Source organism: Bradyrhizobium sp. LA6.8 (assembly GCF_040547935.1).
Lineage (GTDB): Bacteria > Pseudomonadota > Alphaproteobacteria > Rhizobiales > Xanthobacteraceae > Bradyrhizobium > Bradyrhizobium barranii.
Map to the genome: position 1 here is coordinate 49,020 of NZ_JBEPQQ010000011.1, position 23,837 is coordinate 72,856.

The window sequence follows — 23,837 nt, forward strand, 5'->3', positions numbered from 1 at the left end:
TTGTCTCGTCATCAATCCGGTTTGCGGCTGGTCGCAGGAGCGGGGCCGGGCCTTGAGCCGTCGGTTCTTGAGCCGCGTCCCTTGTGCGTATGCCGCGCAGGCTTCGTGAACGCTATGCGCAGATCGTCGAGCATGGTGGCGAAGTCGCGCGAGAGCGCGTCCCTTCGGCCGACCAGTACATAGTCATGATGGGGCTGCATCGACACCGGGTCGAGCCGCTTCACCAATTCGCGAAGCCGGCGCCGGATGCGATTGCGCTGGGGGGCGTTGCCGTTCTTTTTGGTAACGGTGAAGCCGATCCGGATCGGGCCGCTGTCGTCGCGGCGGCGGCTTTGCAGGACGAACGCGGGACTATTCGCCCGCGCGCCATTGGCAACGGCGAGGAAATCCGCTCGCTGCCTCAGCCGATCCATGATGAAATCCCAAAAATGGGGGTCCGGCTCAGGCGCTCAGACGCTTGCGGCCGCGGGCGCGGCGGGCGGCGAGAACCTTGCGGCCGCCGGCAGTGGCGAGACGGGCACGGAAGCCGTGACGGCGCTTGCGCACCAGTTTGCTGGGTTGATAAGTCCGCTTCACGGGTTTTTCTCCGCTGACCGGGCAATTTGCCTGTAGAATTGATGATAAAGTCCGGAAGATGCGGCCCAAAACGGGCCCTTTTCGGCCCCAAGAGAGCCGCTCCCGGCGTGCGCACCGGGTCATCGCGGACAATTTGCGCGGCTTATATGCGAGCGTCTTCTTTTCGTCAACGTCGCAAGAGCGCGCTGTTCCGGTGAATATCGCTGTTTGTACGGGGTTTTTAATCCTTGAGGTGGCGACTCGCGATATCAGAGCTTACATCCCACCTTGAGAGATTAGCGATCCGTAATTTGACCGGCCCCCGGCCGGGTCGCATCCTTCATCAGCCAGGCTCTATTACAAAGCCAACAGGGGCGAACTTCGTGGCAGCGACAGACCTCCAGCCGGTCCATGATACGGATCAGCCGGGCCAGCCGGCGATGCGGCCGCGTGGGCCCAGCGGGCTCGGGCTATCCGGCAAGCTGCTGCTGCTCACCGTCCCTCTGGTGATGATCGCCGCCGTCCTGCTCTACGTGCCCGCCATCGCCAACTTCTGGGTCAACCGGCTCAATGACCGCGTCGCGGCGGCCAACACTGCCGCGCTGGTGCTCGACGCCGCCCCGCTCGGCATGGTCCCCGAGTCGCTGTCGCGCGAGATCCTGAAGAGCATCAATGCGCGTGCCGTCGCCATCAAGATGGGGCAGCAGCGACGGCTGCTCGCCAGCGACAACCTTCCCACCGCCATCGAGCATGACATCGACCTGCGCGACATGACGGTGTGGGAGGCGATCACCGGCTCGTTCCGGATGATGCTGGAGACCGGCAACCAGGCCATCCGCATCGTCGGGCCCGGCGTCGGCAATGCCCAGTTCATCGAGATCGTGACCGACGAGCTGCCGCTGCGGCAGCAGATGTATCGCTTCTCCCGCAACGTCGTGGTGGTCGCGCTGATCATCGCGGTGCTGACCGCGGGCCTCGTCTATCTCGTGCTGCATTATCTCTTCGTGCGCCCGATGCGGCGGCTGACCGCGAGCCTGGTCGGCTTCCACGAAAACCCCGAAAGCTCGGCGCGGATCATCGTGCCGAGCCAGCGCAGCGATGAAATAGGCGTCGCCGAGCGCGAATTGTCGGACATGCAGCGCGATCTGATGTCGATGCTGCACCAGAAGAGCCGGCTCGCCGCCCTCGGCCTCGCCGTCTCCAAGATCAACCACGATCTGCGCAATCTGCTCGCGTCGGCCCAGCTCCTGTCCGACCAGCTCGCCAGCGTGCCGGATCCGCGGGTGCAGCGCTTTGCGCCGAAGCTGGTGCGCTCGCTCGAGCGCGCCATCGCCTTCTGCCAGTCGACTCTGTCCTACGGCCGCGCCCAGGAAGCGGCGCCCGACCGCCGCATGATCATGATCGAGCCTGTGGTGCTGGAGGTGCGCGAAACCGCGGGCCTCGCCAGCGACGCCTCGATCGCCTGGGTCGCCGCGATCGAGCGCGGGCTCGCGATCGATGCAGATCCCGACCAGCTCTTCCGCGTGCTGCTCAACCTCGTCCGCAACGCCGCCCAGGCGCTGGAAAGCCATTCGTCGGGCGACGGCGGGGCGCAGCAGATCCGGATCACGGGAAAGCGCGAAGGCGCCGTCGCCATCCTGGAGGTCTCCGACACCGGCCCCGGCGTCCCCCAGAAGACCCGGGACCATCTGTTCGAGGCGTTCCAGACCTCCGGCCGCCCCGGCGGCAGCGGGCTTGGTTTGGCCATCGCCGCCGAGCTGGTCCGCGCCCATGGCGGCGAGATCCATCTGGTCGAGGGCACCATCGGCGCCACCTTCCGGATCGTCATCCCCGACCGCCCCGTGGAACTCCTCTCCATCCGCAACGAGCGGCAGAGGGCGTAGTCGGCCAGCGACCCACCCGGGAAATCGTCACCTCTCTGTAAAATCTCCCCCTCCCGGACCTTGCCAATCGAGGCAAGAGCGGTTAGTCAGAGCGCTCTTTCGCACCCCTCCGGCGCTGTCCGGAGGCTGCCTGCGGGCCCAGCCCGCACTGTTTGCGAAAAACGCGCCCGTAGCTCAGCTGGATAGAGCATCAGACTACGAATCTGAGGGTCGGACGTTCGAATCGTTCCGGGCGCGCCATTCCGCTACAAAACTGGGCACTCCAAAACCTCCCATTTCTGCGCCGGGCGAGATCATCGCGCCGCTGCTCATGTTCGTCACCGCGTAAGCCTGGAGCTGGTGACGGCCTTTCCGGCCCGCCTCGGCGGAGCGAAAAATCGCGTGGCATCGCCGAATGTGCGGCCGGTGCGCTTGGTCGGCCGCAGCGTCATGGCACCATGGCGAAGCAGTCGTGCCCATCTTTATCGGCCGTGTGGCGCCGGTTAGATTGAGGACTCGCCAGAGACGCCTGGACATGTCGGTGAATATGGAGATGACCCATGAAGCTCGCGCATGACGGAATCCAGCTGTCCTTCGACATTGCCGGCGCGGGACCGCTTCAATTCCTGTTCGTCCATGGCCTCGGCGGGGATCGCACGCATTTTGCGCCGCAGATGGAGTATTTCGCCCGTCAAGGTCGGGCATTGAATGCCGAGCTGCGGGGGCATGGTGAGAGCGACAAGCCGCAACAGGCGTATTCGATCGAAGGCTTCGCCGATGATCTCGTCTTTCTGTGCAACCGACAGCAGATCACAAAGCCGATCATCGTGGGTCAGAGCATGGGTGGCAACATGGCGCTCGAAATCGCCGCCCGCTATCCGGACTTTCCTGCAGGCCTGGTGCTGCTCGACTCAGGGGTGCTCTTCCCTGCCTCGGCAGGGACGGTGTTCGTCGGGTATCTGGAGGGCTTAAGGGGCGCGAATTTTGCGGACGAGGTACGGAAAATCGTGGCGGACTCCTGTCTGCCGACCGACAGATGCCGCGCCCATGTTGAACAGACCTTTCTGGCGACGCCACAGCACGTGCTGGTGTCCACGTTTACAAGTCTGTTTCCCTGGGATGTGCATCGGGCGCGTGAATGCGCCCAGGCGTGCCGGGTCCCGGTGCTCTACATCGAAGCGGCCCATCGGCTCGCGGATCTGGATCGTTTTGCGGAGCTGTGCCCGCAGCTGGTCACGGCCAAGGCCGTCGGCTCCGGACATTTCCTGTCGCTGGAGGTGCCGGAGCAGATCAACCCCATGATCGACCGGTTTATCTCGCTCTACGTACGAAGACCCGGGTAAGCTTCGTCATCGGCCGTGACGCGCCGCGACCGGCGTCCGTCGGGAAGCCACAATGCGCTGCCGGGCAAGGACGAAACCCTTTGCAGGCCGGGTGAAGCCGGCCGGAAACAAACCAGGCCTAACTTTCCCCGAGCTTTCCCGTCCAACCCGATTCAAGGGAGGATTTTATGAAAGCAGCGCTCTTGGTCCTGTCGCTTCTTGGCCAGCCCACGATTCCGATTTCAGACCGTGTGCCCATCTTCAATGTGGAAGCCCTTTGCCGGGACGTTTCCGCCGACGACAAGGCCTCAGGGCTCACCCTGGCGCAGGACGCCGGCGAGTGCGTGCGTGACGAGACAATTGCGCAGCAACAGCTGAGCTCGACCTGGCTGACTGTTCCGGGCCCCGCGCGCGATAGTTGCGAAGGCGAGGCTGCGGCAGGAGGAATAGAAAGCTATGTCGATCTGCTCACCTGCCTGCAGATGGCAGGCTGGGCGAATCCGACTCCGCCGCCGAAGCCCCCGCTCAGGGGAGCGAGCAAGATGCGGAACGCCAAGAATGAGCTGCGGAACGAATTGAAGAATTAGCTGCGCAGGTGACAATGGGGACGAGAAGACGGCGGAGCAGCTTCTTGGCAGGTCGCGTATCATAGCGTGCGCGTTCGCCGGCAGCGGGGTCCTGCGAGCGATGCGACGAAGTTCCGGGCGCCGGGTGGCGGTCGCCATCAATGATGGGCCGACACGCCCTTGACGCATTGGGTCAACAGATCAACGCTGGCGAATTGGCTGACATCGCCCAGGCTGATCATGCCGACCATCCGCCTGCTCTTGTTGATCACGGGCAGCCTGCGGATTTTCAGCGTCTCCATGTGATGCACGGCTTTCGCCAGATCGTCGTCTTCCCGGCAGCAATGGATGCCTTCGGTCATCACGTCCCGCGCCGTCATGCGCGCGGCGTTGAAGTTCTTGCTCGCGAGGCCTTTGCAGACGATGTCGCGATCGGTCACCATCCCGATCAGATGGTCGTCATCGCCGATCGGAATGCAGCCGATGTCGTGCCCTTGCATCAACTTCGCGATCTCGGTGATCGGGGTGTCCGGGCTGACCCAATCGACACCCTTGTGCATCACGTCCTTGACCTTCATGGAGGACCTCCGTTGCGAACGCAGCCCCCGTGACGCGATTATACTACGAACCGGGCGCGACCGCACGCGCGCCGCGACGAAGGCGCAGGAAAAATCATCCCGCTGCCATGCTGCGTCAACCGTGCGTGCTGAAGCGTCCATGCGGCGCATTGGCCGTCAGCCGTTCGAACTGTGCATGCGTCAGGTGAAGCAGCGTCTCATGGTCGCCGGCCTCGATATAGATCTCGGGCTGCGCCCGGATGCTGTCATCGACGATGAGATCGAGCCCGTAGCATCGGCCTACCGCCGGAACGGCTCCATGCGCGCAGTCCGCGAACAGCCTGTTGATCTCGGTTTCGTTCGCCATCACGAGATCCGCGCCGAGCTTCTCCTTCAAGTCCGGCAAGTTGAGACGGTGCGATGCCGGAACGATCGCGAGCATATAGCCGCCGTCATGGCGCAGCACGACGGCCTTGGCGAAACGATCGCCCGAGACGTGGCAGGCCTGCGCCGTGCGCGCGGATGACATGGTGAAAACGTGCGGGATCTCGACATACTGGATGTTCTCGGCAGCCAGGTATCGGTGGAGCGTGGGGGCAATGGTCATGGCGTAGCCTTTCGGATGGATATGCGAGCCATCCACCGTGAGGCTGCCCCGCCGCACGATGGGCGGCCGCGTGATTGCCGGATGCCAGCATAGGCCTCGCGCTCGAATGCGGCAATCGAGTCGGGGGTTCAGATCGTTCCGGGCGCGCCTTTCCGCTTCGTTTGCCGCCGATCGATTGTGGCTTTTGCTGCGCTTCTCGTGTCTTACGGGATCCTTGCCACAACGTTGGGCCGGTTCTCCCTGAGCCACGCGACGGCCTCGGGGCCATCGACGACGCACGCGAACGTTTCCCAGGTTGGGTCCTCCAGGGATTCCGATTGCAATCGGTTCGCCGCATACTCGACGAGGTCGTGCAGGCCTTCGTAGCCTCGTCGGTGCTCGAGGGACTCTGCAATCGCCGTGCTGGTCCAGCCTCGTCGGGCCAGATCGACAATGCTCGGAGCGTCAGCCTCGCTGAACCACGGTGTGGCATCGAACTCGATGCAGCGGACATTATCGGCGGTGTGGCAAGTGGCGTGGATCATGGGGTTCCTCCGTTCGCCGGCTAGGTTTCACATCGCTGCCTCGCACGCTCTCAGACTTTGACCAGGTCCCCCAGCAGGTTCGCCGCCACCGTCAGCTTGGCAAGCGTCAGGCCGCTGGCAGCAATTTCTTCGACCGAGCGACGGATGCGCGCCGCTTCGGGGTGAGCCGCGAGCCACGTCTCGACAGCCTGCTGGCCGGACTGGCCGGTTGCCAGCATATCCGCGGCCAGTCTTCGTTCGGCGCCGGCGATCTGCTCGACAGCGCGATCGACCGCCATGCGTTCGAAATAATCATTTGCCGGCACGCTGCGCGCGGCGGCGATGATGCGGTCGAGACGGAAATTGGCTTCCGCAGCGAAGAAGGTCGCGGCGGCATCGCCGATGGCGCGGGAGGTGCGCTCGGCGACCGTCACGATATCGGGTGCCGCAATCAGAGGGTCGAGATCGGCGAGCTCGCCGGCGAGGCCGGCCGGGACGCCGGCATCGGTGAGCTCCTGGCGCCGCTTGCCGCGCGCGGCCTGCAGGTCCGGCGGTAGGGTGGTGTCGAGGGAGGCCGCGATCTCGCGGATACCCGGGCCAAAACGTCCGATCACCGCCTCGAGGCCGTCCTTGAAATCGACATTGCGCACGTACCAGACCATGCGGGAAATCAGGAGATCCTGGACCGTCGCGTAGAGGCCGAGCTGCACCTGCCCGTCGATCCGGGTGTCGAGCGCGTCGATCGCGTCATTGAGCCGCCTGAGCTCGTAGATCGCGTCCACCGCCACCTGCGCCATGACGATGGTGGGAATATCGGCGTCGGTCTCGTCGGTCAGGCGCACGATACACGCCGGGCCGCCGCGGTTGATCACGGCATTGACGAGACTGGTCGCGATGATCTCGCGTCGCAGGCGATGGAGCTCGACCGCGGCCGGGAATTTATCGGGAACCTCGCGCGGAAAATACAGGGACAGTCTGCGGGCGAGGTAAGGATCGTCAGGCACGCTGGTGAGGAGCAGGTCCTCGTAGAGCGTCAGCTTGGCGTAGGCGAGCAGCACGGCAAGCTCGGGCCGTGTCAGGGCCTGGCCGCGTCGTGTCCGCTCGGTGAGCGCTGCGTCGTCGGGCAGGAACTCCACGGCGCGGCTGAGCAGGCCGCGCTGCTCGAGCGACTGCATCAGGCGGGTGAGGAAGCCGGTCTCGGCCACGCCCTTGCGCTCGGCGAGCGAGAGCGCCAGCGTCTGCAGATAGTTGTTGCGCAGCACCAGCGTGCCGACCTCGTCGGTCATCGCGGCCAGCAGGCTGTTGCGGTCGGCGAAGCTGAGGCGTCCCTCGCGTTCGGGGCGCGCCAGCGCGACCTTGATATTGACCTCGACGTCGGAGGTGTTGACGCCGGCCGAATTGTCGATGGCGTCGGTGTTGAGCTTGACGCCCTTTTGTGCCGCTTCGATGCGGCCGCGCTGGGTGACGCCGAGATTGGCGCCTTCGCCGATCACCCGGGCGCGAACGTCAGTGCCTGCGATGCGGATCGGATCGTTGGCGCGGTCGCCGGCCTGATCGTCGCTCTCTGCCGATGCGCGGATATAGGTGCCGATGCCGCCAAACCACAACAGGTCCGTGCGCGCTTTCAGGATCGCCGTCATCACCTCGAACGGCGTGGCCTGCTCCTTGTCGAGATCGAGCAGGCTGCGGACTTCCGGTGCGAGCGGGATCGCCTTGAGCGTGCGCGAGAACACGCCGCCGCCCTGCGAGATCAGCGACTTGTTGTAGTCCTGCCAGCTCGATCGCGGCAGGTCGAACAGACGCTTGCGCTCGGCGAAGCTGGTCGAAGGGTCGGGCGAAGGATCGATGAAGATGTCGCGGTGATCGAACGCGGCCACGAGCCTTGTCGCCGGCGAGAGCAGCATGCCGTTGCCGAAGACGTCGCCGGACATGTCGCCGACGCCGGCAGCCGTGAACGGCATGGTCTGAATGTCGGTGCCGAGCTCGCGGAAGTGGCGCTTGACCGCCTCCCAGGCGCCGCGCGCCGTGATCCCCATCTTCTTGTGGTCGTAGCCCTGGCTGCCGCCGGAGGCGAAGGCGTCGCCCAGCCAATGGTTCTTCTCGGCCGAGATCGCGTTGGCGACATCGGAGAAGGTGGCGGTGCCCTTGTCGGCGGCGACCACGAGGTAGGGGTCGTCGCCGTCATGGCGCATGGTGGAATCGGGCGGCACGACGGCGTCGCCGTCGAGATTGTCGGTGAGCTCGAGCAGCGAGCGCACGAAGATGCGATAGGCCTCGGTGCCTTCCGCGAGCCAGGCGTCGCGATTGGACGGCGGCGGCAGGCGCTTGGGCACGAAACCGCCCTTGGCGCCGACCGGCACGATCACGGCGTTCTTGACCTGCTGCGCCTTCACGAGACCCAGGATCTCGGTGCGGAAATCCTGCGGCCGGTCGGACCAGCGCAAGCCGCCGCGCGCGACCTTGCCGAAGCGCAGGTGAATGCCTTCGACCCGCGGCGAATAGACGAAGATCTCGTAGAGAGGCCGCGGCGCCGGCAAATCGTCGATCCGCCGCGCGTCGAACTTGAAGGAGATGACCGGACGCGGTTGTCCATTCTCGCCGATCTGCCACAGATTGGTGCGGATGGTTGACTGCACCAGATTGGTGAAGCGGCGCAGGATGCGGTCTTCATCGAGCGAGGCGACGGATTTGAGCTGCTCCTCGATCTCGGCAAGCAGGGCCGTCTCGCGCGCCGAACGCTCGCGATCGGTAAGCACGAGGCGCGGATCGAGGCGGGTCTGGAACAGTGCGACGAGGGTGGCCGTGATCGCGGCGTTCTTGCGCAAGGTCTCCCACATGTAATCCTGGGTGAACGGAGCGCGGATCTGGTGCAGATAGCGCGACAGCGCCCGGATCGTCGAGACCTCGCGCCAGCCCAGCGCGGTGCGCAGGATCAGGGCGTTGTATCCGTCGGATTCGGCGCGATCCGTGACCACCGCCATGATCGAGGCTTCCAGGCGATGGCTGAATTCCGGATTGATCTCGATCGGCTGGCCGTCGCTGGTCTCGATCGTCATCTCATGCATCCAGACCGGTTCCGGCCGGTTGCCGGGCACGATCTGATAGGTGCGTTCGTCGACCACGCGCAGGCCGTGATTTTCGATCACCGGCACGCGATAGGACAGCGATAGCGGTGCGGCGTCGGAGAACACCTTCAGGCCGAAGCGCCTGGGATCGTCCTCGCCCTTGTCGCGGTGCACCGAAATCGTCACCGGGCGGGCCGGCGTCAGCCTTTCGATGGTGGCGATATCGGCGATGGCCTGCTCCGCCGTGAAAACCTCGGTATAGCCGCCGCTAAAGGCCTGGGCATAACGATTGGTGATCATGCGCGCCCGCATGCCGTCGGTCGACGCGGTGAGCGCGGCCTTCAGCTTGTCGGTCCAGGTCGCGGCAATGGCGCTGATGCCGGCTTCGAGCGCGGCGCGCTCGACGACAGGCGTCTTGCCTTCATAGCGCCCGATGATGAAATGGACGCGCGCTAGCGCGCCTTCAGGGAACGATACGTAGGAGGCCGACAGGGTCCCCTTGTAGACCTGCGACAGGAAGGCTCCGACGCGCGTGCGGACGTCGGTGTCGTATTTGTCGCGCGGAATGAAGGTGAGAATGGAGACGAAGCGATCGAACTTGTCGACCCGCGCCAGCGCCCGGACGCGCGGGCGCTCGTAGAGGATCAGGACCTCGATGACGAAATTGTAGAGCGTGTCGACGTCGATCTGGAACAGCTCGTCACGCGGATAATCTTCGAGGATATGCATGAGCGCCTTGCCCGAATGGCCGTTCGGGTCGAAGCCGGCGCGCTGCAGCACCCGCGCAACCTTGTGGCGCACATAAGGGATCTGCCGCACCGAGCGGGTATAGGCGCCGGAGGTAAACAGGCCGACGACGCGCAATTCGCCCTCGAGCCGGCCGTCGGGTGCATAGAGCTTGATACCCACATAATCCATCCGGATCCGCCGATGGACGAGGCTTGAGACATTGGCCTTGATGACGATCAGCAGCGTCGGCTCGTGCATGAACTCGCGGATTTCCGATGTCATCACCACCATTTCGTTGCCGCGGCGCAGGACCTTCACGTCGGGATCGCGCAGGATGCCGAGGCCTTCGCCGGTCGTGATGTCGTCCGACGCATCGCTGTCGGGCGAGAAGCGATATTCGCGCACGCCGAGGAAGGTGAAATTGTCCGCGCAGAGCCATTGCAGGAACTGATTGGCTTCGGCGACCTCGTCGATCGGCAGCGGCGGCGGATTGGAGGCGAACGTCTTGATTGCTTCCTCGACGCGGTCACGCATGGCGCGCCAGTCGGTGACGCAGGCGCGGACGTTGTTCAGCGCCCTGGTGAGTCCGTCGATCAGCTTCTGGCGATCGGCGTCGGCGTCCAGGCGGGTGATGTGGAGGTGAATCAGGCTTTCGCGGGCGCCTCTTGCGCCCTCCGGCAGTGCTTCGCCGTAGAACCGCAGCAGCTTGCCCTCGGCATCGCGCTCCACGGCGATGATCGGGTGGGCGACGAGGGTGACTTCGATGCCCTGCTCGGCGAGCTCCGCCATCGTGGAGTCGTACAGGAAAGGCATGTTGTCGTTGAGAATCTCGAGCACGGAAATCTCGCGCCCGTTCGGCAACGTCGGATTGACCACGCGGATATCGGCGCTGCCCGACGTGCGCCGCTGCACATGCTCCCAGGCTTGCTCCGCCAGGACGGCAAGCGAGGCGGCGTCGTAATTGTCGAGATCCTCGATATTGCTGTAGCCGAACAAGGGCTCGGCAAAGGCCCGCGGGCTCTTGCCCGGCGGCACGCTGCCTGCTGCATCGCGGATCAGGGTTGCCCGGGCCTTGTCGTCACGCCACGCCATCATGTCCTCCATTTGCCGCGCCGTCCGACCGCAGTCGCGATCCTCAGCCTAATTCTGGAGTGCATCTCGTCGAGCGCCGCGATCGAGTGGATACGCAAGATCCCCGGTCTCGTGCGTCGGCAGCTTCCGACGACAATACTACGATCCCGGAGCGAAAGGCGCACGCTGTTGTGAGGCGTGCCGTAATTCCCTACGGCAGCGGCCCCCACGGCCGCCAAATCATAGAGGTGAGAAAATCACAAGCAATTTCAAATCTGTATGAGCTCGTGGTTTTATTCTGAATGGCGCGCCGGAACTCCGTTCCGATTGCGCTGCAGCGGGCTCTAGTGAGTGCGGGTCAGCTCCACGCCATCGACCACCATTTTCCATGTTCCCGCCTCCTGGTGAGGCGGCGTCGACACCTCGAATGTCGTCAAGAGGAATGCAATGCCGACGACGAAATGATCGCCCTCGAACCGCCGCAATGGGGCATTGATCGACGGCGTGGTGGTCGCGCCAGCCCGGTTCAACCGGACGCGCCGATGCAGCGCGGCGCATCGGCACGCGCGTTAACAGATTGTTCATTGACCACGGCGCGCCAGCCGTAACCGCCGGTTAACCATGGATATTTACGGTGTAGCAAGCCTCTGAACCGGGGCTGTCAGTTGATTTCGAGTCCAATCCTATGGCGTTCGGTCGAAGCGCATCTCCGCGAAGCATCGCCCCGACGGAGCCTGCGGCTTCGTGGGAAGCGCCGCGGGCTGCGACGGCGAAGCCTGACAGCGCTGCTCCTGCGCTGATCAAGGGATCGCTGACCGTCACCGGTGCGCTCTCTTTCCTGCGCGAGAATGGCCGGCGCATCCTGACGCTGGCGCTGGCGCTGTTCGCCCTGGGCGTCATTGTCCTGATGGTCTTGCCGGTCCGGTATGCCGCGACGGCCCTGGTCGTCGTCGATCCCCGCGAGCTGCGCGTCACCTCGGAGCAGGACGTGTTGCCGGGCATCGGCCAGGATGCCGCGGCACTTCAGAGCCAGATCGAGATCGCCAAATCGGACGGCTTTCTCCGGCCCCTGATCGAGCAGCTCAAGATCGCCGACGACGCGGACATCGCGGGCGGTTACACCGACATGACGCGCCTGCTCGAAAAATTTCGCAACCGTCTCGATATCTCGCGCCGCGGACTGACCTACGTCATTGCGATTTCATTCACCTCGAACAATGCGGAACGGGCCGCGCATTACGCCAATGCCATCGCTGAGGCGTTCGTCGCCAGCCAGGGCCGTGTCCGCACCGAGGCGACGGACGAGGCGGCCGACTGGCTCAAGGACCGGCTGAAGGCATTGAACGAGCGCCTGCGCGTATCGGAAGATGCCGTTGCCGCCTTCAGGTTCGAGCACAAGATCCTCAATGCCGGCAAGGATTCCACGACCCAGCAATTGCGGGTGACCGATCTCAATCAGCAGGTCTCCGCCGCGCGCGCGCGTACCGAGGAAGCCAGGGCGCGTTACGAGCAGGTGCAGCGCGATCTCAAGGCCAATGTCGAAGGTCCGGTGAAGCAGGATCTCCTGAGCATGCTGCGCGCGCAGCGCTCGACCCTGAACGATCAGATCGCACAGAAGAAAGCGGTGTACGGCGACCGCCATCCCGACCTCGCGATCTCCTACAGCCAGCTGGCTGACATCAACAGGCAGATCGAGGTCGAGCGGAAAAAGAACATCGACACGGCGAAGTCCGAATATGAGGCTCAGCTCGAGCAGCAGAACGCGCTGGAAAAGCAGCTCAGGGCGGTCGAGACGCAGATGCTGGTCGACGGTCAGGCGTTGGTGAAGCTGCAGGAGCTGCAGCGCGATGCCGATGCCAACAAGAACATCTACGAGCAGTTCCTGTCGCGGTTCAAGACGACCAACGAGCAGCGCCAGCTGCAGAGCTCCCAGACCAAGATCGCCTCGCTCGCGATTCCGCCGATGCGCTCGACGCGTCCGCCCCTCGCCTTGCTGCTCGCGGCGCTCGCGATCGGCTCGATCCTGACCTCGACGGCCGCCGTTGCGGCGATGGGAAGCATGTCCGACGGGCCCGCGCCTGCCGAGGCTGCCGCTCAAACTCCTGCTCAAACTCTTGCGCGTGCGGAAGCGGCGGACGCGCAAGTCCAGCGTCCGGTTCCGGCCGCGCGCCAGCCCGAGGCGATGCCGAACCTGCCTGTCTGGGCCCGCATTCCCGATCTGGCGCCTGGCGCCGTGGCCAACACTGTATGGCAAAGGCCGATCACTGCCTCGGCCGAGCTCGATCTCGGCGCATATCTGCGTCCGCTCCTCGAGCGGATCGATCGCGCGCCGGTGCGTGGCTGCAAGGTCGCCCTCGTGCTGTCGGTCGGCAAAGGTGCAGGCGGCAACACCGTTGCGCGCTCGCTCAATCGCGCGGCGGTGAATCGGGGCATGATGAGCGTGCTGATCCGGCTCCAGCCGGAATTCGCCGGTCACCAGCCTCCGGTGACCGAATGGCAGGACGGCTCGACCACGGCAGGGCTGCAGTCGATCGACGAGCTGCTGAGCGCCGGCAGAAAAGCCGATGCGCGGCCCGAGGACGATATTCGCTCGGAGTTCGATCTGATCGTCGTCCATGCGAGCAATCTCGCACTTCAGCCCGACGCCATCGCGCTGGCCGCACACGCGGATCTGATCATCCCGGTGGTGCGCGCCGGCGAACTCGGTTCGGCGGCGATGCGGCGGGTCACCGCTGCGCTGTCGAGACATGGCACCGTGCCGACCGGTCTCGTCGTCAATCACGCGCCCGTGGGCTCGGTGGCGCCTCACCCTGACGGCAGCGCGTTAAGCAGGGCGGTTTGACGACGCCGACCGGTGGCAATGCTGCGGCTTTTGCCTGAGGCGCAGCACGCAAGTGCACCTGTAATCTGCTTCACACGCAAACGCGCCCAATGACGCTAGATGAACTAGGGCCCGCCTCCGCGCGGCCCGGTTCGGAGCTGGCGATGATGGCTGCACTGGCAAAGGCGATATCCCGCGCGACGAGAACCAACGTTGATGTCGAAACCGTAAAGGTGCTCGTGATCTTCTCGGGCGCGGGCTTGCTGCTCTCCCTCGTCGCCGCGATGATCTACGGACAGGCCGTCAGCGCCGCCTTGTTCTGAGATCGCGCGAGTTGATCCCGAGGAGCCCGCCCGAAGCGGGCATCTCGAAGGTATCCGCCTGTGTTCGAGCCGCCATTGACGCCGTGAGGCGGCGCCCGCAGGATGCAGCGTCTCCAATGCGCGACTATCTCGGCTCGGGATTGCGGCGATGACCTGTCAAGCTCACTCCGTAACGCTGGTGCTCATTGCCCGCATACCGCCCGAGGGTATCGAGGCCTTCCGCGCCTACGAGGATGCCGTCTTGCCGCTACTCGCTGCGTTCAGCGGGCGTGTGGAGCGTCGTCTTCGAAATCCGGATGGCACGATCGAGGTGCACATCGTCAGCTTCGCATCCGATGCGGACTTTCAGGACTATCGCAATGATCCCCGGCGCCTTGCGCAAGCCGGGTTGCTGGAAAAATCATCCGCGAAGCTGGAATTGCTTGCGATGGCGGACGTCTTGCAATGGTCGGTGGCCTCGGCGCAGGGATGATCGACGGGGCAATGAGCGGGATGTAACCGGGCGCGCCGGGCATCATCGAACTGTCATCGCTTCGTCATGCGCGCTCTATGGATCGCTGCTCCCTTCGCCGCGCATCGTGGGGGCTGATATGCATCTGAATGAGACAATGTCGTCCGACCGCCGGTCGATCCTGAAGGGCCTCGCGGCCGCAGCCGTCACGTCCCTGGCGGCACCGGCCATGGCAGCCGACGGTCTGCCGGCGCAGCCGACCGGAGCGGCGGCCGCCATCGCCACCGACAATGCCTATTGGACGGCGGTGAAGGGGCTCTATGCCGTGACGCCGGATGTCGTCAATCTGGAGAACGGCTTTTGGGGCATCATGGCCGAGCCGGTGAGGCGCGAGTTCATTCGCCAGACCGACATGGTCAACTATCAGAACACCTACTACGCGCGGCAGCGCGCGGGTGCGGATTTCGAGGCCGTGCGCATCAAGGTGGCCCAGGCGGTCGGCGCGGCGCCCGAGGAGATCGCGCTCACCCGCGGCGCGACCGAAGCGCTGCAGCTCCTGATCGGCGGCTACAACAAGCTGAAGCCCGGCGACAGCGTGCTCTACGCCGACCTCGACTACGATTCGATGCAGTACGCGATGAACGCGCTTAAGGCGCGTCGCGGTGTCGACGTGGTCAGGTTCGATGTGCCGGAGCCGGCCGCCCGCCAGGCCGTGCTCGACGCCTATGCCCGCGCCCTCGAGGCGAATCCCAAGATCAGGCTCCTCCTCCTCACCCATGTCAGCCATCGCACCGGCCTCGTCATGCCGGTCGCCGAGATCGCCCGCATGGCCAGGGCCAAGGGCATCGACACCATCGTCGACGCCGCGCATTCCTGGGGGCAGATCGACTTCCGGGTGGGCGAGCTCGACGTCGATTTCGTCGGCTTCAATCTGCATAAATGGATCGGCGCGCCGCTCGGCGTGGGCTTCCTCTACGTCAGGAAGGATCGCCTCGCCGACATCGATCGTGACATGGGCGACGAGGATTTTGCGGAGACCGACATCCGCTCGCGGGTGCACACCGGCACGGTCAATTTCGCGACGGTCCTGACGGTGCCCGCGGCGGTGGCGCTCCATCAGCAGATCGGCGCGGCGGCAAAGCAAGCCCGGCTGCGATATCTGCGCGACTACTGGGTCAGCCGCGTGCGGGGCTTCAAGGATATCGAGATCCTGACGCCGGATGAGGTCGGCTCATATGGCGCGATCACGTCCTTCCGTCTCGCCGGCAAGACCAGCAAGGCGGACAACGAGGCTATCGTCGTGAAGCTGAGGGACAGCCACAAGGTCATGACGGTGCGCCGGACCGGCGTCGCCAAGGGCCAATGCATCCGTGTGACGCCGGCGCTCTTTACCGACGAGGCCGATCTCGACCGCCTCGTCGAGGCGCTCGCTGTCGTCACGGGGACGAAGACGGGGTAGGCCCGGGCGCGGGAGTGACATCACCACGAATTCACGGGACTTCATCCTCCGCGCATCTGACAAATGTCAGATGCGGGGCGTCCATGAGCCTCGGCCGCCCCATTTTATCGGCCCACGGTCTGGTTTATCTCTGTCACTCCGGTGCCCTGCGCAAGGAGGAGACGCGTGCTCGACCATATTCTCAGATTCGTGACGCTCGGATCGATCATCGTTGGCATGGCTGCGATCTATGCGGCGCTACACACCAACAATCGGCGTCTGGGCGCGGACATCTTCCTTCGATATTCCGACCGGGTCTCCGACCTGCGACGCCGCCTTCCGGTCGCGGCATTCCTCGAGCGAGGGGCTGCCGGCGACATTGAGATCACACCGGAAGAGCGCCGGGCGGTCCACGAGATCATTCACGCGATCTTCGAGCTCTACGAACTCAAGGTGCATGGCTTCTTTCCGCCGGCGATCTGGAAGATCAGGGAGCCCGATATCGAACGGCTGCTCTCGCTGCCGGTCTTTCAGCAGGAACTGGCGGGCCTGGAGGGCCGATACACGAGACATCCCCGTTTGACAGCTTGGCTTGAGAAGATCAGGAGTCAGCAAGAGATCGCCTGACTTGCGCAGTGAACCGGTCGCAGTGAACCGGTCGGCGTTCTCACCGCCAGCCAAGCGCGGGCGCGACGTGCTTCAAAATCGCCTTGATCGCATGTGCGCAATAGTCGACGCCGAGCTGGTTCGGGATCGTCAGCAGCAGCGTGTCGGCCTCGGCGATTGCCTCGTCCTGCTTGAGCTGCTCGATCAACGCATCCGGCTCAGCGGCATAAGAGCGGCCGAAGATCGCGCGCGTTTGCGGATCGATGAAGCCGATCTGGTCCTCGCCTCCGCGCTCCCCGCCGAAATAGGCGCGGTCGCGATCGTTCATCAGCGCGAAGATGCTGCGGCTGACGGACACGCGCGGTTCGCGGGTGTGGCCGGCTTCCTTCCACGCGGCGCGATAGGCGCGGATTTGCGCGGCCTGCTGCACATGAAAAGCCTCGCCGGTCTCGTCGTTCTTGAGCGTCGAGCTCTGCAAATTCATGCCGTGTTTCGCCGCCCAGACCGCGGTGGCGTTCGAACCGGCGCCCCACCAGATCCGTTCGCGCAGGCCTGCCGCATGCGGTTCGAGCCGCAGCAGTCCCGGCGGATTGGGAAACATTGGCTGCGGATTGGGCTCGGCAAAACCTTCGCCGCGCAACAGGTCCAGAAAAACCTCCGCGTGGCGCCGGCCCATGTCGGCATCGCTCTGGCCATCGGCCGGGCGATACCCAAAGTAGCGCCAGCCGTCGATCACCTGCTCCGGCGAGCCGCGGCTGATGCCGAGCTGGAGCCTCCCGCCGGCGATGAGATCGGCGCTGCCCGCATCCTCGATCATGTAGAGCGGGTTTTCGTAGCGCATGTCGATCACGGCCGTGCCGATTTCGATTGTGCTGGTTTTTGCGCCGACGGCGGCGAGCAGCGGGAAGGGCGAGGCCAACTGGCGCGCGAAGTGATGCACGCGGAAATAGGCGCCATCCGCGCCGAGCTGTTCCGCCGCGACGGCCAGCTCGATGGATTGCAGCAGCGTGTCCGCCGCCGAGCGGGTCTGCGATTGCGGCGAGGGCGTCCAGTGTCCGAAGGACAGAAATCCGATCTTTTTCATGGGCGTCATTTAATGATGGCAGGGGCGGCGTCAACCGCCTGCGCCAGCGGTGCGGGTATGCGACGGGGCTGGCGCGAAATGCTCGGCGCGGTCGACCAGGAGATCCAGAAAACTTCGCGCGCGCAGCGACATCCACTGCGTCTCCGGATACACCGCGTGCAGGGGCAGCGCGGCGATGGTGTAGTCCGGAAGCACATGTTCGAGCTCGCCGCTGCGAAGGCCCTCAGCGGCGTTCCATTCGGGCAGGATTGCGATGCCGAGATGCTGCATCGTCGCCTCCTGCATCGCATCGGCGTCGTCGACGTGAATGGGTCCGTTGATCGATGCGACGTGACGGCCATGCTCGGATTCGAAGGCCCATTGGTGCGCCGACGACATCCGTGAATAGACGATGCACTGGTGCGAGCTGAGATCGTCAGGTGTCCGCGGCAGCGGGCGGCCGTGCAGATAGGTGGGTGTCGCGACCAGATGGCGCTGCACGGTCCCGAGCCGGCGGGCGACCAGCGTGCTCGCTTCCAGGTTCCCAATGCGCAGCGCCAGCTCGATGCCTTCTTCCACCAGGTTGACGAAGCGTTCGCTGAAGCGGATGTCGATCCGCACTTCCGGATAATTCCGGACGTACTCGGCGATGACGGGCATCACGTAGCGCCGTCCGAACGACGACGGCACGCCGATCCGGAGCGTGCCGGTCGGGCGGGGTGCGGACTGCTCGACACTCGACCGCGCCATGTCAAAGCTGTCGAGGATCTGCCGCGCGAGATCGTAGATCCGGTGCGCTTCGGCCGTCGGCTTCAGCGTGCGCGTCGTGCGCGAGAACAGCTGCGTGCCGAATTCGCTTTCAAGCATCGCAATGCGCTTGCTGATCGCGGGCTGGCCGATCCCGAGCTCCTTGGCCGCAGCCGAGAAGCTGCCGCCCTCCAGGGCGCGAACGAAAGCGCGCAGGCAATCGATCCGGTCCATAATTCATTCCGATCTGGAATAAATTATATCCCATTTATTCCGTAGTGCGCAACTCGGCGGGTCGCTAGGCTCCCTCAAAACAAGCATTCACAGGGGAGGAGACGAAATTGGCACGCCATATCGGAATTGTCGGCGCCGGCATCGCCGGCCTGCATCTCGCGCTTTACCTGCAGAAGCACGGCGTGGACGCGACGATCATCACGGATCGACCGCCTGAGGAATACAAGAACATCCGCCTGCTCAACACCGTCGCGCATCACCACGTGACGATCGCGCGCGAGGACTATCTCGGCGTCAATCACTGGAGCGATCCGAAGGACCATTATTACTACCACGACCACGTCTTCAATTTTCCGCAGCCGCTGAGTTTTCGCGGTGATTTCTCGAAGCCGAGCCGCGCCGTCGACTATCGGATCTATCTTCCTGCCCTGATGCAGGATTTTGTCAGCCGCGGCGGCAAGATCGAATATCGCCGCATCGAAGAGCGCGACATTCGTCCGCTGGTCGCCCGTTTCGATCTCCTGGTCGTCTCGACCGGCAAGGGCCCGCTGGGCCAGCTCTTCACTTACCGGCCGGAGCACACGCCCTATTCGCAGCCGCAACGGCGGCTGTGCGTCGGGCTTTACACCGGCGTGCGGCAGCCCGATCCCATGAACGTCACGCTCTCGGTGTCACCCGGCCATGGCGAGATGATCGTGATCCCGACCATTACGTTCGGCGGTGTCGCCAACGCGCTGCTGATGGAGAACGTGCCCGGCGGCGACATGGAGGAACTGGCGACGCTCAGCTACGACGACAACCCGAAGCACTTCTTGAAGGTGCTGCTGGGCAAGCTCGAGAAGCATCACCCGACGACCTACGACCGAATCGACACCGCGCGCTTCGATCTCGCGCAGCCGCAGGATCTCCTGCAAGGCGGCGTGGTCCCGACGGTGCGCAACACTGTGGTCGAGTTCGACGACGGCAAATGCGCGATCGCGCTCGGCGACGTCCATGCGATCGTCGATCCCATGATGGGCCAGGGCGCCAATGTCGCCTCCTATGCGGCCTTCGTGCTCGGCGAGGAGATCGTCAACGCCGATGCGCTCGACTTGCGCCTGTGCGAGACGATCGAGCTGAAACGACAGGATCGCGTGCTGGCGGCCTCGCGCTGGACCAACGTGATGCTGCAGCCGCCGACGGAAGCGCTGGGCATGCTGATCGGCGCGATGAGCCAGAACCCGGCGCTGGCCAACGAGTTCACCGAGAATTTCAACTACCCGGACCGGCAGTGGGACCGCATCTGCACGCCGCAGCGCATCCAGGCCTGGATCGAGCGCATGTCGGCGCCGCCTGAGCCGGTCAGGGCGATTGCGTGAGGACCGATGCGAGTGGGGATTGACATGCCGCGCGCCAATCCGGCCTCGTTCCGCGAGGCCGCATCGCGCTTTACGACCGGCGTCGCGGTGCTGACCGCGCTGGACGAGCACGGCCGCGTCTGCGGCATGACCGCGAACAGCTTTGTCACCGTCAGCCTGTCGCCGCCGACCGTGCTGGTGTCGGTCATGCCGGGACGCATGCACCGGGCGATCTCGGCGACCGGACGCTACTGCGTCAACGTCCTGCCCGAGCACGGCCGGGACCTGTCGCGGCACTTCGCGAGCCAGCCGAACACCGGCGCGACGCCGGATTACGATATCGTCGACGGCCTGCCGCGCCTGTCCGGCTGCATGGCCTGGTTCGCCTGCGAGGTCACACGCCACGTCGATGTCAGCGACCACACGCTGATCATCGCCGAAGTTTCGAGCTGCGACTATCGCGACACCACGCCGCTGGTGTTCTTCTCGAGCCGGTATCATCTCGGGCCGGGTGTGCCGGTGGATCGGTGAGGGTTGCAGCGGTCCGCGGCTTGAGTGGATCTGGTGTTTTCCTGGCTGCATCGGGGCGCTTTGGCGTTACCGCCGGGACTAGCTTGCCCTGGCGTTCTTTGCGCGAGGGGGCGTATCGTTGACGTTGTCGGCGCGCTTGGGGTCGTCCGCGGCACGCCATTGTCGTGGCGTCATTCCGGTCCAGCGCCTGAAGGCGTGGGTGAATGCGCTGACTTCGCCATAGCCGAGCAGCCAGGCGGTTTGCGAAATCGGCAACTCGTCCTTTTTCAAATAGCTTTTGGCGAGGTCGATTTTCAGCTCGTCCATAATGCCGGTGAAGGTCAGTCCTTCCGACGCGAGGCGCCGCGCCAACGTGCGGTGGCTCATGCCGAGCCGGCGCGCGATCTCCTCAGCCCGTGCCTCGCGATGGGGAAGCAGTGGCGCGATGGCATTCTCGACGCTCGATCTGAGCGAAACTCCCCCAGGCTGCCGATGTGCAAGCGCCTCCTCGCAGAAGGTCACCAGCAGATCGTTCAAGTGGTGATCGGCACTTTCGATGGGCATCTGTCCCACGGACTGAGGGAAGGCGATCTCATCGACGTCTGATCCGAACTCGATCTCGCAACCAAGGAACGACCTGACCTCCGCGGGCATCGCTCGACGGCGATGGGCGACTTTGACACGGCTTGGCACCACGCGGCGGTTGGTCAGTGCGCGGTTGATTCGAATGATAGAGGTCACCCAGAATTCGATCTGGTGCCGATCCGACCGCCGTTCCACGCCGACATAGCTCAACGCAATCGCCATGTCCTTCGCGGCAAATCGCAGTGAAATTCCCTCGTTCGCGAGCCGGCAATAGCGCTCCGTCTTTGACAAGGCTTCAGCGACTGTCCCGGATGAGGCCGCGACATAGTAGAGCAGGCCGATCTCACGAAGGTCGAAGTCCCGTGCCAGGTGAAATCCCAGGGCGTCGTCGTGCAGCGCCTCGGCACCAAGCTCCAGAAACTTGATCTGGCTTTCAACGCTCAGCCGCGCCTTGCGGTCTTGGATCTGCTCGAGGGTCAATCTGGCCTTGGACAGCAAGCCGTCCGCCTGAATGCCGGCTTCGCGCAGGCGGGCCCACACCAGGCGGGCGATGCCGCCGGTCGCACTGGGCATGGCTTGCAATTGGGGCGAACGGGCAGCAGCCACATCGAACCCTTTCGTCGTTGCCGCTGCGGCCTTGAGTCCTCGGCTCGCGCATCGGGATCGCGGCATAGAAAATCAAGTTATTGGCTCACGATAACAAGAAACCGGGTGTCATGTGACTTAAATCGGCGATCTGTCCCCCTAGGTGCGTCGTCTGTACTCGGGGGCGAACCCACCCCGAAAAAGCCCGAAGGCCTTGATGTCCAGCTGCGATGGCGCGCCGCCTATAAACGTGAAGATATTGCGAAGTTACGGAAAATTGCTCGGAATTCCTCATATCGCTCATGGCCCACGGACGGTTGCGCTTGAGCGCGTTGGCGATTGCGAGATCAACATGTTCGAAACGCTTGAAGCCGGTTCAGCTGCGGCGCCCCTGTTCTGGATGGAGCTGTTCGATCTTCGCGTTCACGCCTCGCGCGACAGCCGCGGATGCCACAACATGAGCGACGCAGTCGCAGCGTTCAACGATTTTGCTTCGCAGGCGAGCCGCCTGGCGGAGGTGCCGCCGTGCGACACCGGCGAAGCCGTAGGCTGACAATTGCCGCGTCCACCGAGAGTATCCCCAGCGGAAAACGCAGCGCTTCTGACGCGCGGCCAGATTCTTGGCTACGACACGGAGCGGATGGCGTTTCTGTTTACGATGACGTATGGCGCCAGCATCGTCGACTGCGAGATAAGCAGCGTCGCGCTGGACGACCTTCACGGCTCGAAGGGCACGCGTCCCGACGAAAGGGAGACCCAATTCAGGTGTCTCCGCGACGCGGTCGAGCGCCTTGCATCATACGCTTTCGAACAGCAGGGCAGGCGGCAGCGCGAGCGGCTCCGCATCTTCTCCAAGCACGTCAAGGCGCTCTGACGACCGCCAAAGCAAGGCCGCCGCCGCAACGGCAACGCATATGCAATTTGTGCCACGTGAGATGCTCGACATCTCCCTCTTAAACATTTCACGCGACCATGGTCTGCAAGACCGGGTTCCGCAGTTGTCGCCGGCTGGGTGTTGCCGCGCCGTGACATCCAGGCACGCTCAGCCGGTATAGACTGGTCGATATCCGGTGCCCCTTCCGTTGCCCGGATGGTGAGTTATCGCGCTCTTGCGTCCAGTTGTGAGTGTTGCCGGTGGTCCGGACGAGTCGCATCAGTGCTCCAGCAGTTTTGTTGGCTTTGTCGATCGCAGCAGTCCTGGGCGGCTGTGCAGGACGTCCGTCGCAGGGCGTGCTTGTTCCGACAGCGCAGGTCGCCCCCGGAAACACAAATGTCCCGATCTACGTCGTCACCAATCGCAAGCGATCCGACGTCGATCCCGGTGAGATGTTCAGCGGGGACCGTTCGGACGAGCTGTCCTTTGCCGAGGTGACTGTCTCGATCCCGCCAGATGCCGCGCGGAAGATCGGCGAAGTGCAGTGGCCCGCGAGCCTGCCCGGCGACCCCCAACGGGATTTCACGACTGTGTCGGCCGACTATCTCGACAAGACGCATTTCGCTGCGTCTGTCGCCGCGGCGATGAAGCAGTCCGGTCGCAACAAGGTGCTTGTCTTCGTCCACGGCTTCAACAACCGCTTCGATGATGCGGTCTATCGCTTCGCGCAGATCGTGCACGACTCCAAAGTGCCGGTCGTTCCCGTGCTTTTCACCTGGCCATCGCGCGGCGAGCTGAGGCTGCGCGCGTATACCTATGACCGGGAAAGCGCCAATTTTTCGCGTGACGCGCTCGACAATCTGTTGAGCACGCTCGACGCCTCGTCTGCCGTCGGCGAAGTTTATCTCCTGGCTCATTCGATGGGCAATTGGATCGCACTGGAAGCACTGCGAACGCGGGCGATCCGCGCCCCGGCTGTCGCGTCGAAGCGCAGCAAGCTGAAGAATGTGATGCTGGTGGCACCCGACGTGGATGTCGATGTCTTCCGCTCGCAACTGAACCGGATGAGCGGCGCGCGGCCCCCCATCTCGTTGTTCGTCTCGCGTGACGACGGCGCGCTCTCGCTGTCGAAGACGATCTGGGGAGACGTCGCCCGCCTGGGCGATATCGACCCGACCCAGGAGCCTTATCGAACTGAGCTCGCGCGCGACCGGATCGACGTCTACGACCTGACGAAACTGGCGGTCGCCGGCGACGACGCCCACGACCGGGCTTTCGAGCAGGTAGGCCCGGTTGTCGCAATGATCCGCCAACGCATGGCCCAGGGCCAAGCGCTGGGTGAACAGAAGGCGGCCGCGGGCCCGCTCGCGCGGCTTGCGGAGTAGCGCGAGAGGCAGGCCCTGCCTGGCTTCTTCATGGCGACGTG

At 64.3% G+C, this 23,837-nt stretch carries 23 protein-coding genes and 1 tRNA gene; 14 read left to right on the plus strand and 10 right to left on the minus strand.

What is annotated here, in order from left to right:
- Window positions 1-11 precede the first annotated feature (11 nt).
- Entirely contained in the window at window positions 12-413 is a 402-nt protein-coding gene (rnpA, locus tag ABIA90_RS37915; protein WP_063979808.1) for a ribonuclease P protein component, read from the minus strand.
- Window positions 414-441: 28 nt separating this feature from the next.
- Window positions 442-576: a 50S ribosomal protein L34 gene (gene rpmH, locus ABIA90_RS37920; protein ID WP_008542748.1), complete on the minus strand. Its 135-nt coding sequence runs from the start codon at window positions 574-576 to the stop codon at window positions 442-444.
- Window positions 577-938: 362 nt separating this feature from the next.
- Here rpmH and ABIA90_RS37925 point away from each other — a divergent pair, with 362 nt between their 5' ends.
- The 4 genes from ABIA90_RS37925 to ABIA90_RS37940 all read left to right on the plus strand — a co-directional run bounded on the left by ABIA90_RS37925 (window position 939) and on the right by ABIA90_RS37940 (window position 4,326).
- Window positions 939-2,438: an ATP-binding protein gene (locus ABIA90_RS37925; protein WP_502916672.1), complete on the plus strand. Its 1,500-nt coding sequence runs from the start codon at window positions 939-941 to the stop codon at window positions 2,436-2,438.
- Between the two features lie 163 nt (window positions 2,439-2,601).
- Window positions 2,602-2,678, plus strand: a tRNA-Arg gene (locus ABIA90_RS37930).
- A gap of 299 nt (window positions 2,679-2,977) precedes the next feature.
- Entirely contained in the window at window positions 2,978-3,760 is a 783-nt protein-coding gene (locus tag ABIA90_RS37935) for an alpha/beta fold hydrolase (RefSeq protein ID WP_354121386.1), read from the plus strand.
- A 167-nt stretch (window positions 3,761-3,927) separates the two neighbouring features.
- Window positions 3,928-4,326, plus strand: a complete 399-nt coding sequence (locus tag ABIA90_RS37940) for a hypothetical protein (RefSeq protein ID WP_166348333.1) — start codon at window positions 3,928-3,930, stop codon at window positions 4,324-4,326.
- Window positions 4,327-4,463: 137 nt separating this feature from the next.
- On the opposite strand, the gene ABIA90_RS37945 is transcribed toward ABIA90_RS37940, so the two are convergent.
- From ABIA90_RS37945 to ABIA90_RS37965, 5 genes are all read right to left on the minus strand, one after another.
- A complete protein-coding gene (locus ABIA90_RS37945; RefSeq protein WP_063979803.1) occupies window positions 4,464-4,883 on the minus strand; it encodes a CBS domain-containing protein in 420 nt (139 codons plus the stop codon).
- Between the two features lie 115 nt (window positions 4,884-4,998).
- Window positions 4,999-5,469 (minus strand): aminoacyl-tRNA deacylase, encoded by a 471-nt coding sequence (locus ABIA90_RS37950; protein ID WP_028148973.1) that lies wholly within the window; start codon window positions 5,467-5,469, stop codon window positions 4,999-5,001.
- A 203-nt stretch (window positions 5,470-5,672) separates the two neighbouring features.
- Window positions 5,673-5,993, minus strand: coding sequence for a hypothetical protein (locus ABIA90_RS37955; RefSeq protein ID WP_354121387.1), 321 nt, complete (start codon window positions 5,991-5,993; stop codon window positions 5,673-5,675).
- Window positions 5,994-6,043: 50 nt separating this feature from the next.
- Complete coding sequence (locus tag ABIA90_RS37960) at window positions 6,044-10,870, minus strand: NAD-glutamate dehydrogenase (protein ID WP_354121388.1); 4,827 nt, start codon at window positions 10,868-10,870, stop codon at window positions 6,044-6,046.
- A 311-nt stretch (window positions 10,871-11,181) separates the two neighbouring features.
- Window positions 11,182-11,367 (minus strand): hypothetical protein, encoded by a 186-nt coding sequence (locus tag ABIA90_RS37965; RefSeq protein WP_354121389.1) that lies wholly within the window; start codon window positions 11,365-11,367, stop codon window positions 11,182-11,184.
- A 155-nt stretch (window positions 11,368-11,522) separates the two neighbouring features.
- On the opposite strand from ABIA90_RS37965, the gene ABIA90_RS37970 reads away from it, so the two are divergent.
- From ABIA90_RS37970 to ABIA90_RS37990, 5 genes are all read left to right on the plus strand, one after another.
- A complete protein-coding gene (locus ABIA90_RS37970; RefSeq protein ID WP_354121390.1) occupies window positions 11,523-13,679 on the plus strand; it encodes a GumC family protein in 2,157 nt (718 codons plus the stop codon).
- Window positions 13,680-13,822: 143 nt separating this feature from the next.
- The gene (locus ABIA90_RS37975) at window positions 13,823-13,981 is read left to right on the plus strand and encodes a hypothetical protein (protein WP_231143684.1); all 159 of its coding nucleotides are present in this window, start codon (window positions 13,823-13,825) and stop codon (window positions 13,979-13,981) included.
- 148 nt (window positions 13,982-14,129) lie between these two features.
- On the plus strand, window positions 14,130-14,453 hold the full coding sequence (locus ABIA90_RS37980; RefSeq protein ID WP_354121391.1) for a hypothetical protein: 324 nt from the start codon (window positions 14,130-14,132) through the stop codon (window positions 14,451-14,453).
- Between the two features lie 136 nt (window positions 14,454-14,589).
- A complete protein-coding gene (locus tag ABIA90_RS37985) occupies window positions 14,590-15,891 on the plus strand; it encodes an aminotransferase class V-fold PLP-dependent enzyme (RefSeq protein WP_354121392.1) in 1,302 nt (433 codons plus the stop codon).
- Between the two features lie 165 nt (window positions 15,892-16,056).
- On the plus strand, window positions 16,057-16,497 hold the full coding sequence (locus tag ABIA90_RS37990; RefSeq protein WP_354121393.1) for a hypothetical protein: 441 nt from the start codon (window positions 16,057-16,059) through the stop codon (window positions 16,495-16,497).
- A gap of 40 nt (window positions 16,498-16,537) precedes the next feature.
- Here the strand turns inward: ABIA90_RS37990 and ABIA90_RS37995 are convergent, their stop codons facing one another.
- Together ABIA90_RS37995 and ABIA90_RS38000 are read right to left on the minus strand one after the other, a co-directional pair.
- Entirely contained in the window at window positions 16,538-17,560 is a 1,023-nt protein-coding gene (locus tag ABIA90_RS37995; RefSeq protein WP_354121394.1) for an LLM class flavin-dependent oxidoreductase, read from the minus strand.
- Window positions 17,561-17,590: 30 nt separating this feature from the next.
- A complete protein-coding gene (locus tag ABIA90_RS38000; RefSeq protein ID WP_354121395.1) occupies window positions 17,591-18,520 on the minus strand; it encodes a LysR family transcriptional regulator in 930 nt (309 codons plus the stop codon).
- Window positions 18,521-18,627: 107 nt separating this feature from the next.
- Here ABIA90_RS38000 and styA point away from each other — a divergent pair, with 107 nt between their 5' ends.
- Entirely contained in the window at window positions 18,628-19,878 is a 1,251-nt protein-coding gene (styA, locus tag ABIA90_RS38005; RefSeq protein WP_354121396.1) for a styrene monooxygenase subunit StyA, read from the plus strand.
- A 24-nt stretch (window positions 19,879-19,902) separates the two neighbouring features.
- Window positions 19,903-20,388: a styrene monooxygenase NADH-dependent flavin reductase subunit StyB gene (gene styB / locus ABIA90_RS38010; RefSeq protein WP_248880360.1), complete on the plus strand. Its 486-nt coding sequence runs from the start codon at window positions 19,903-19,905 to the stop codon at window positions 20,386-20,388.
- A gap of 78 nt (window positions 20,389-20,466) precedes the next feature.
- On the opposite strand, the gene ABIA90_RS38015 is transcribed toward styB, so the two are convergent.
- Entirely contained in the window at window positions 20,467-21,558 is a 1,092-nt protein-coding gene (locus ABIA90_RS38015; RefSeq protein WP_354121397.1) for an AraC family transcriptional regulator, read from the minus strand.
- 331 nt (window positions 21,559-21,889) lie between these two features.
- On the opposite strand from ABIA90_RS38015, the gene ABIA90_RS38020 reads away from it, so the two are divergent.
- The 3 genes from ABIA90_RS38020 (at window position 21,890) to ABIA90_RS38030 (ending at window position 23,796) form a co-directional block, all read left to right on the plus strand.
- Window positions 21,890-22,090: a hypothetical protein gene (locus tag ABIA90_RS38020; protein ID WP_224580952.1), complete on the plus strand. Its 201-nt coding sequence runs from the start codon at window positions 21,890-21,892 to the stop codon at window positions 22,088-22,090.
- 3 nt (window positions 22,091-22,093) lie between these two features.
- Complete coding sequence (locus ABIA90_RS38025; RefSeq protein ID WP_256376441.1) at window positions 22,094-22,411, plus strand: DUF1488 family protein; 318 nt, start codon at window positions 22,094-22,096, stop codon at window positions 22,409-22,411.
- 590 nt (window positions 22,412-23,001) lie between these two features.
- Entirely contained in the window at window positions 23,002-23,796 is a 795-nt protein-coding gene (locus tag ABIA90_RS38030) for an alpha/beta hydrolase (RefSeq protein ID WP_224516823.1), read from the plus strand.
- Window positions 23,797-23,837 lie beyond the last annotated feature (41 nt).

Bases quoted from the DNA above. Each gene is read 5' to 3' on its own strand.
- rnpA (WP_063979808.1), bottom strand. From the start codon at position 413: ATGGATCGGCTGAGGCAGCGAGCGGATTTCCTCGCCGTTGCCAATGGC.
- ABIA90_RS37935 (WP_354121386.1), top strand. From the start codon at position 2,978: ATGAAGCTCGCGCATGACGGAATCCAGCTGTCCTTCGACATTGCCGGC.
- ABIA90_RS37940 (WP_166348333.1), top strand. From the start codon at position 3,928: ATGAAAGCAGCGCTCTTGGTCCTGTCGCTTCTTGGCCAGCCCACGATT.
- ABIA90_RS37945 (WP_063979803.1), bottom strand. From the start codon at position 4,883: ATGAAGGTCAAGGACGTGATGCACAAGGGTGTCGATTGGGTCAGCCCG.
- ABIA90_RS37950 (WP_028148973.1), bottom strand. From the start codon at position 5,469: ATGACCATTGCCCCCACGCTCCACCGATACCTGGCTGCCGAGAACATC.
- ABIA90_RS37955 (WP_354121387.1), bottom strand. From the start codon at position 5,993: ATGATCCACGCCACTTGCCACACCGCCGATAATGTCCGCTGCATCGAG.
- ABIA90_RS37960 (WP_354121388.1), bottom strand. From the start codon at position 10,870: ATGGAGGACATGATGGCGTGGCGTGACGACAAGGCCCGGGCAACCCTG.
- ABIA90_RS37970 (WP_354121390.1), top strand. From the start codon at position 11,523: ATGGCGTTCGGTCGAAGCGCATCTCCGCGAAGCATCGCCCCGACGGAG.
- ABIA90_RS37975 (WP_231143684.1), top strand. From the start codon at position 13,823: ATGATGGCTGCACTGGCAAAGGCGATATCCCGCGCGACGAGAACCAAC.
- ABIA90_RS37980 (WP_354121391.1), top strand. From the start codon at position 14,130: ATGACCTGTCAAGCTCACTCCGTAACGCTGGTGCTCATTGCCCGCATA.
- ABIA90_RS37985 (WP_354121392.1), top strand. From the start codon at position 14,590: ATGTCGTCCGACCGCCGGTCGATCCTGAAGGGCCTCGCGGCCGCAGCC.
- ABIA90_RS37995 (WP_354121394.1), bottom strand. From the start codon at position 17,560: ATGAAAAAGATCGGATTTCTGTCCTTCGGACACTGGACGCCCTCGCCG.
- ABIA90_RS38000 (WP_354121395.1), bottom strand. From the start codon at position 18,520: ATGGACCGGATCGATTGCCTGCGCGCTTTCGTTCGCGCCCTGGAGGGC.
- styB (WP_248880360.1), top strand. From the start codon at position 19,903: ATGCCGCGCGCCAATCCGGCCTCGTTCCGCGAGGCCGCATCGCGCTTT.
- ABIA90_RS38020 (WP_224580952.1), top strand. From the start codon at position 21,890: ATGTTCGAAACGCTTGAAGCCGGTTCAGCTGCGGCGCCCCTGTTCTGG.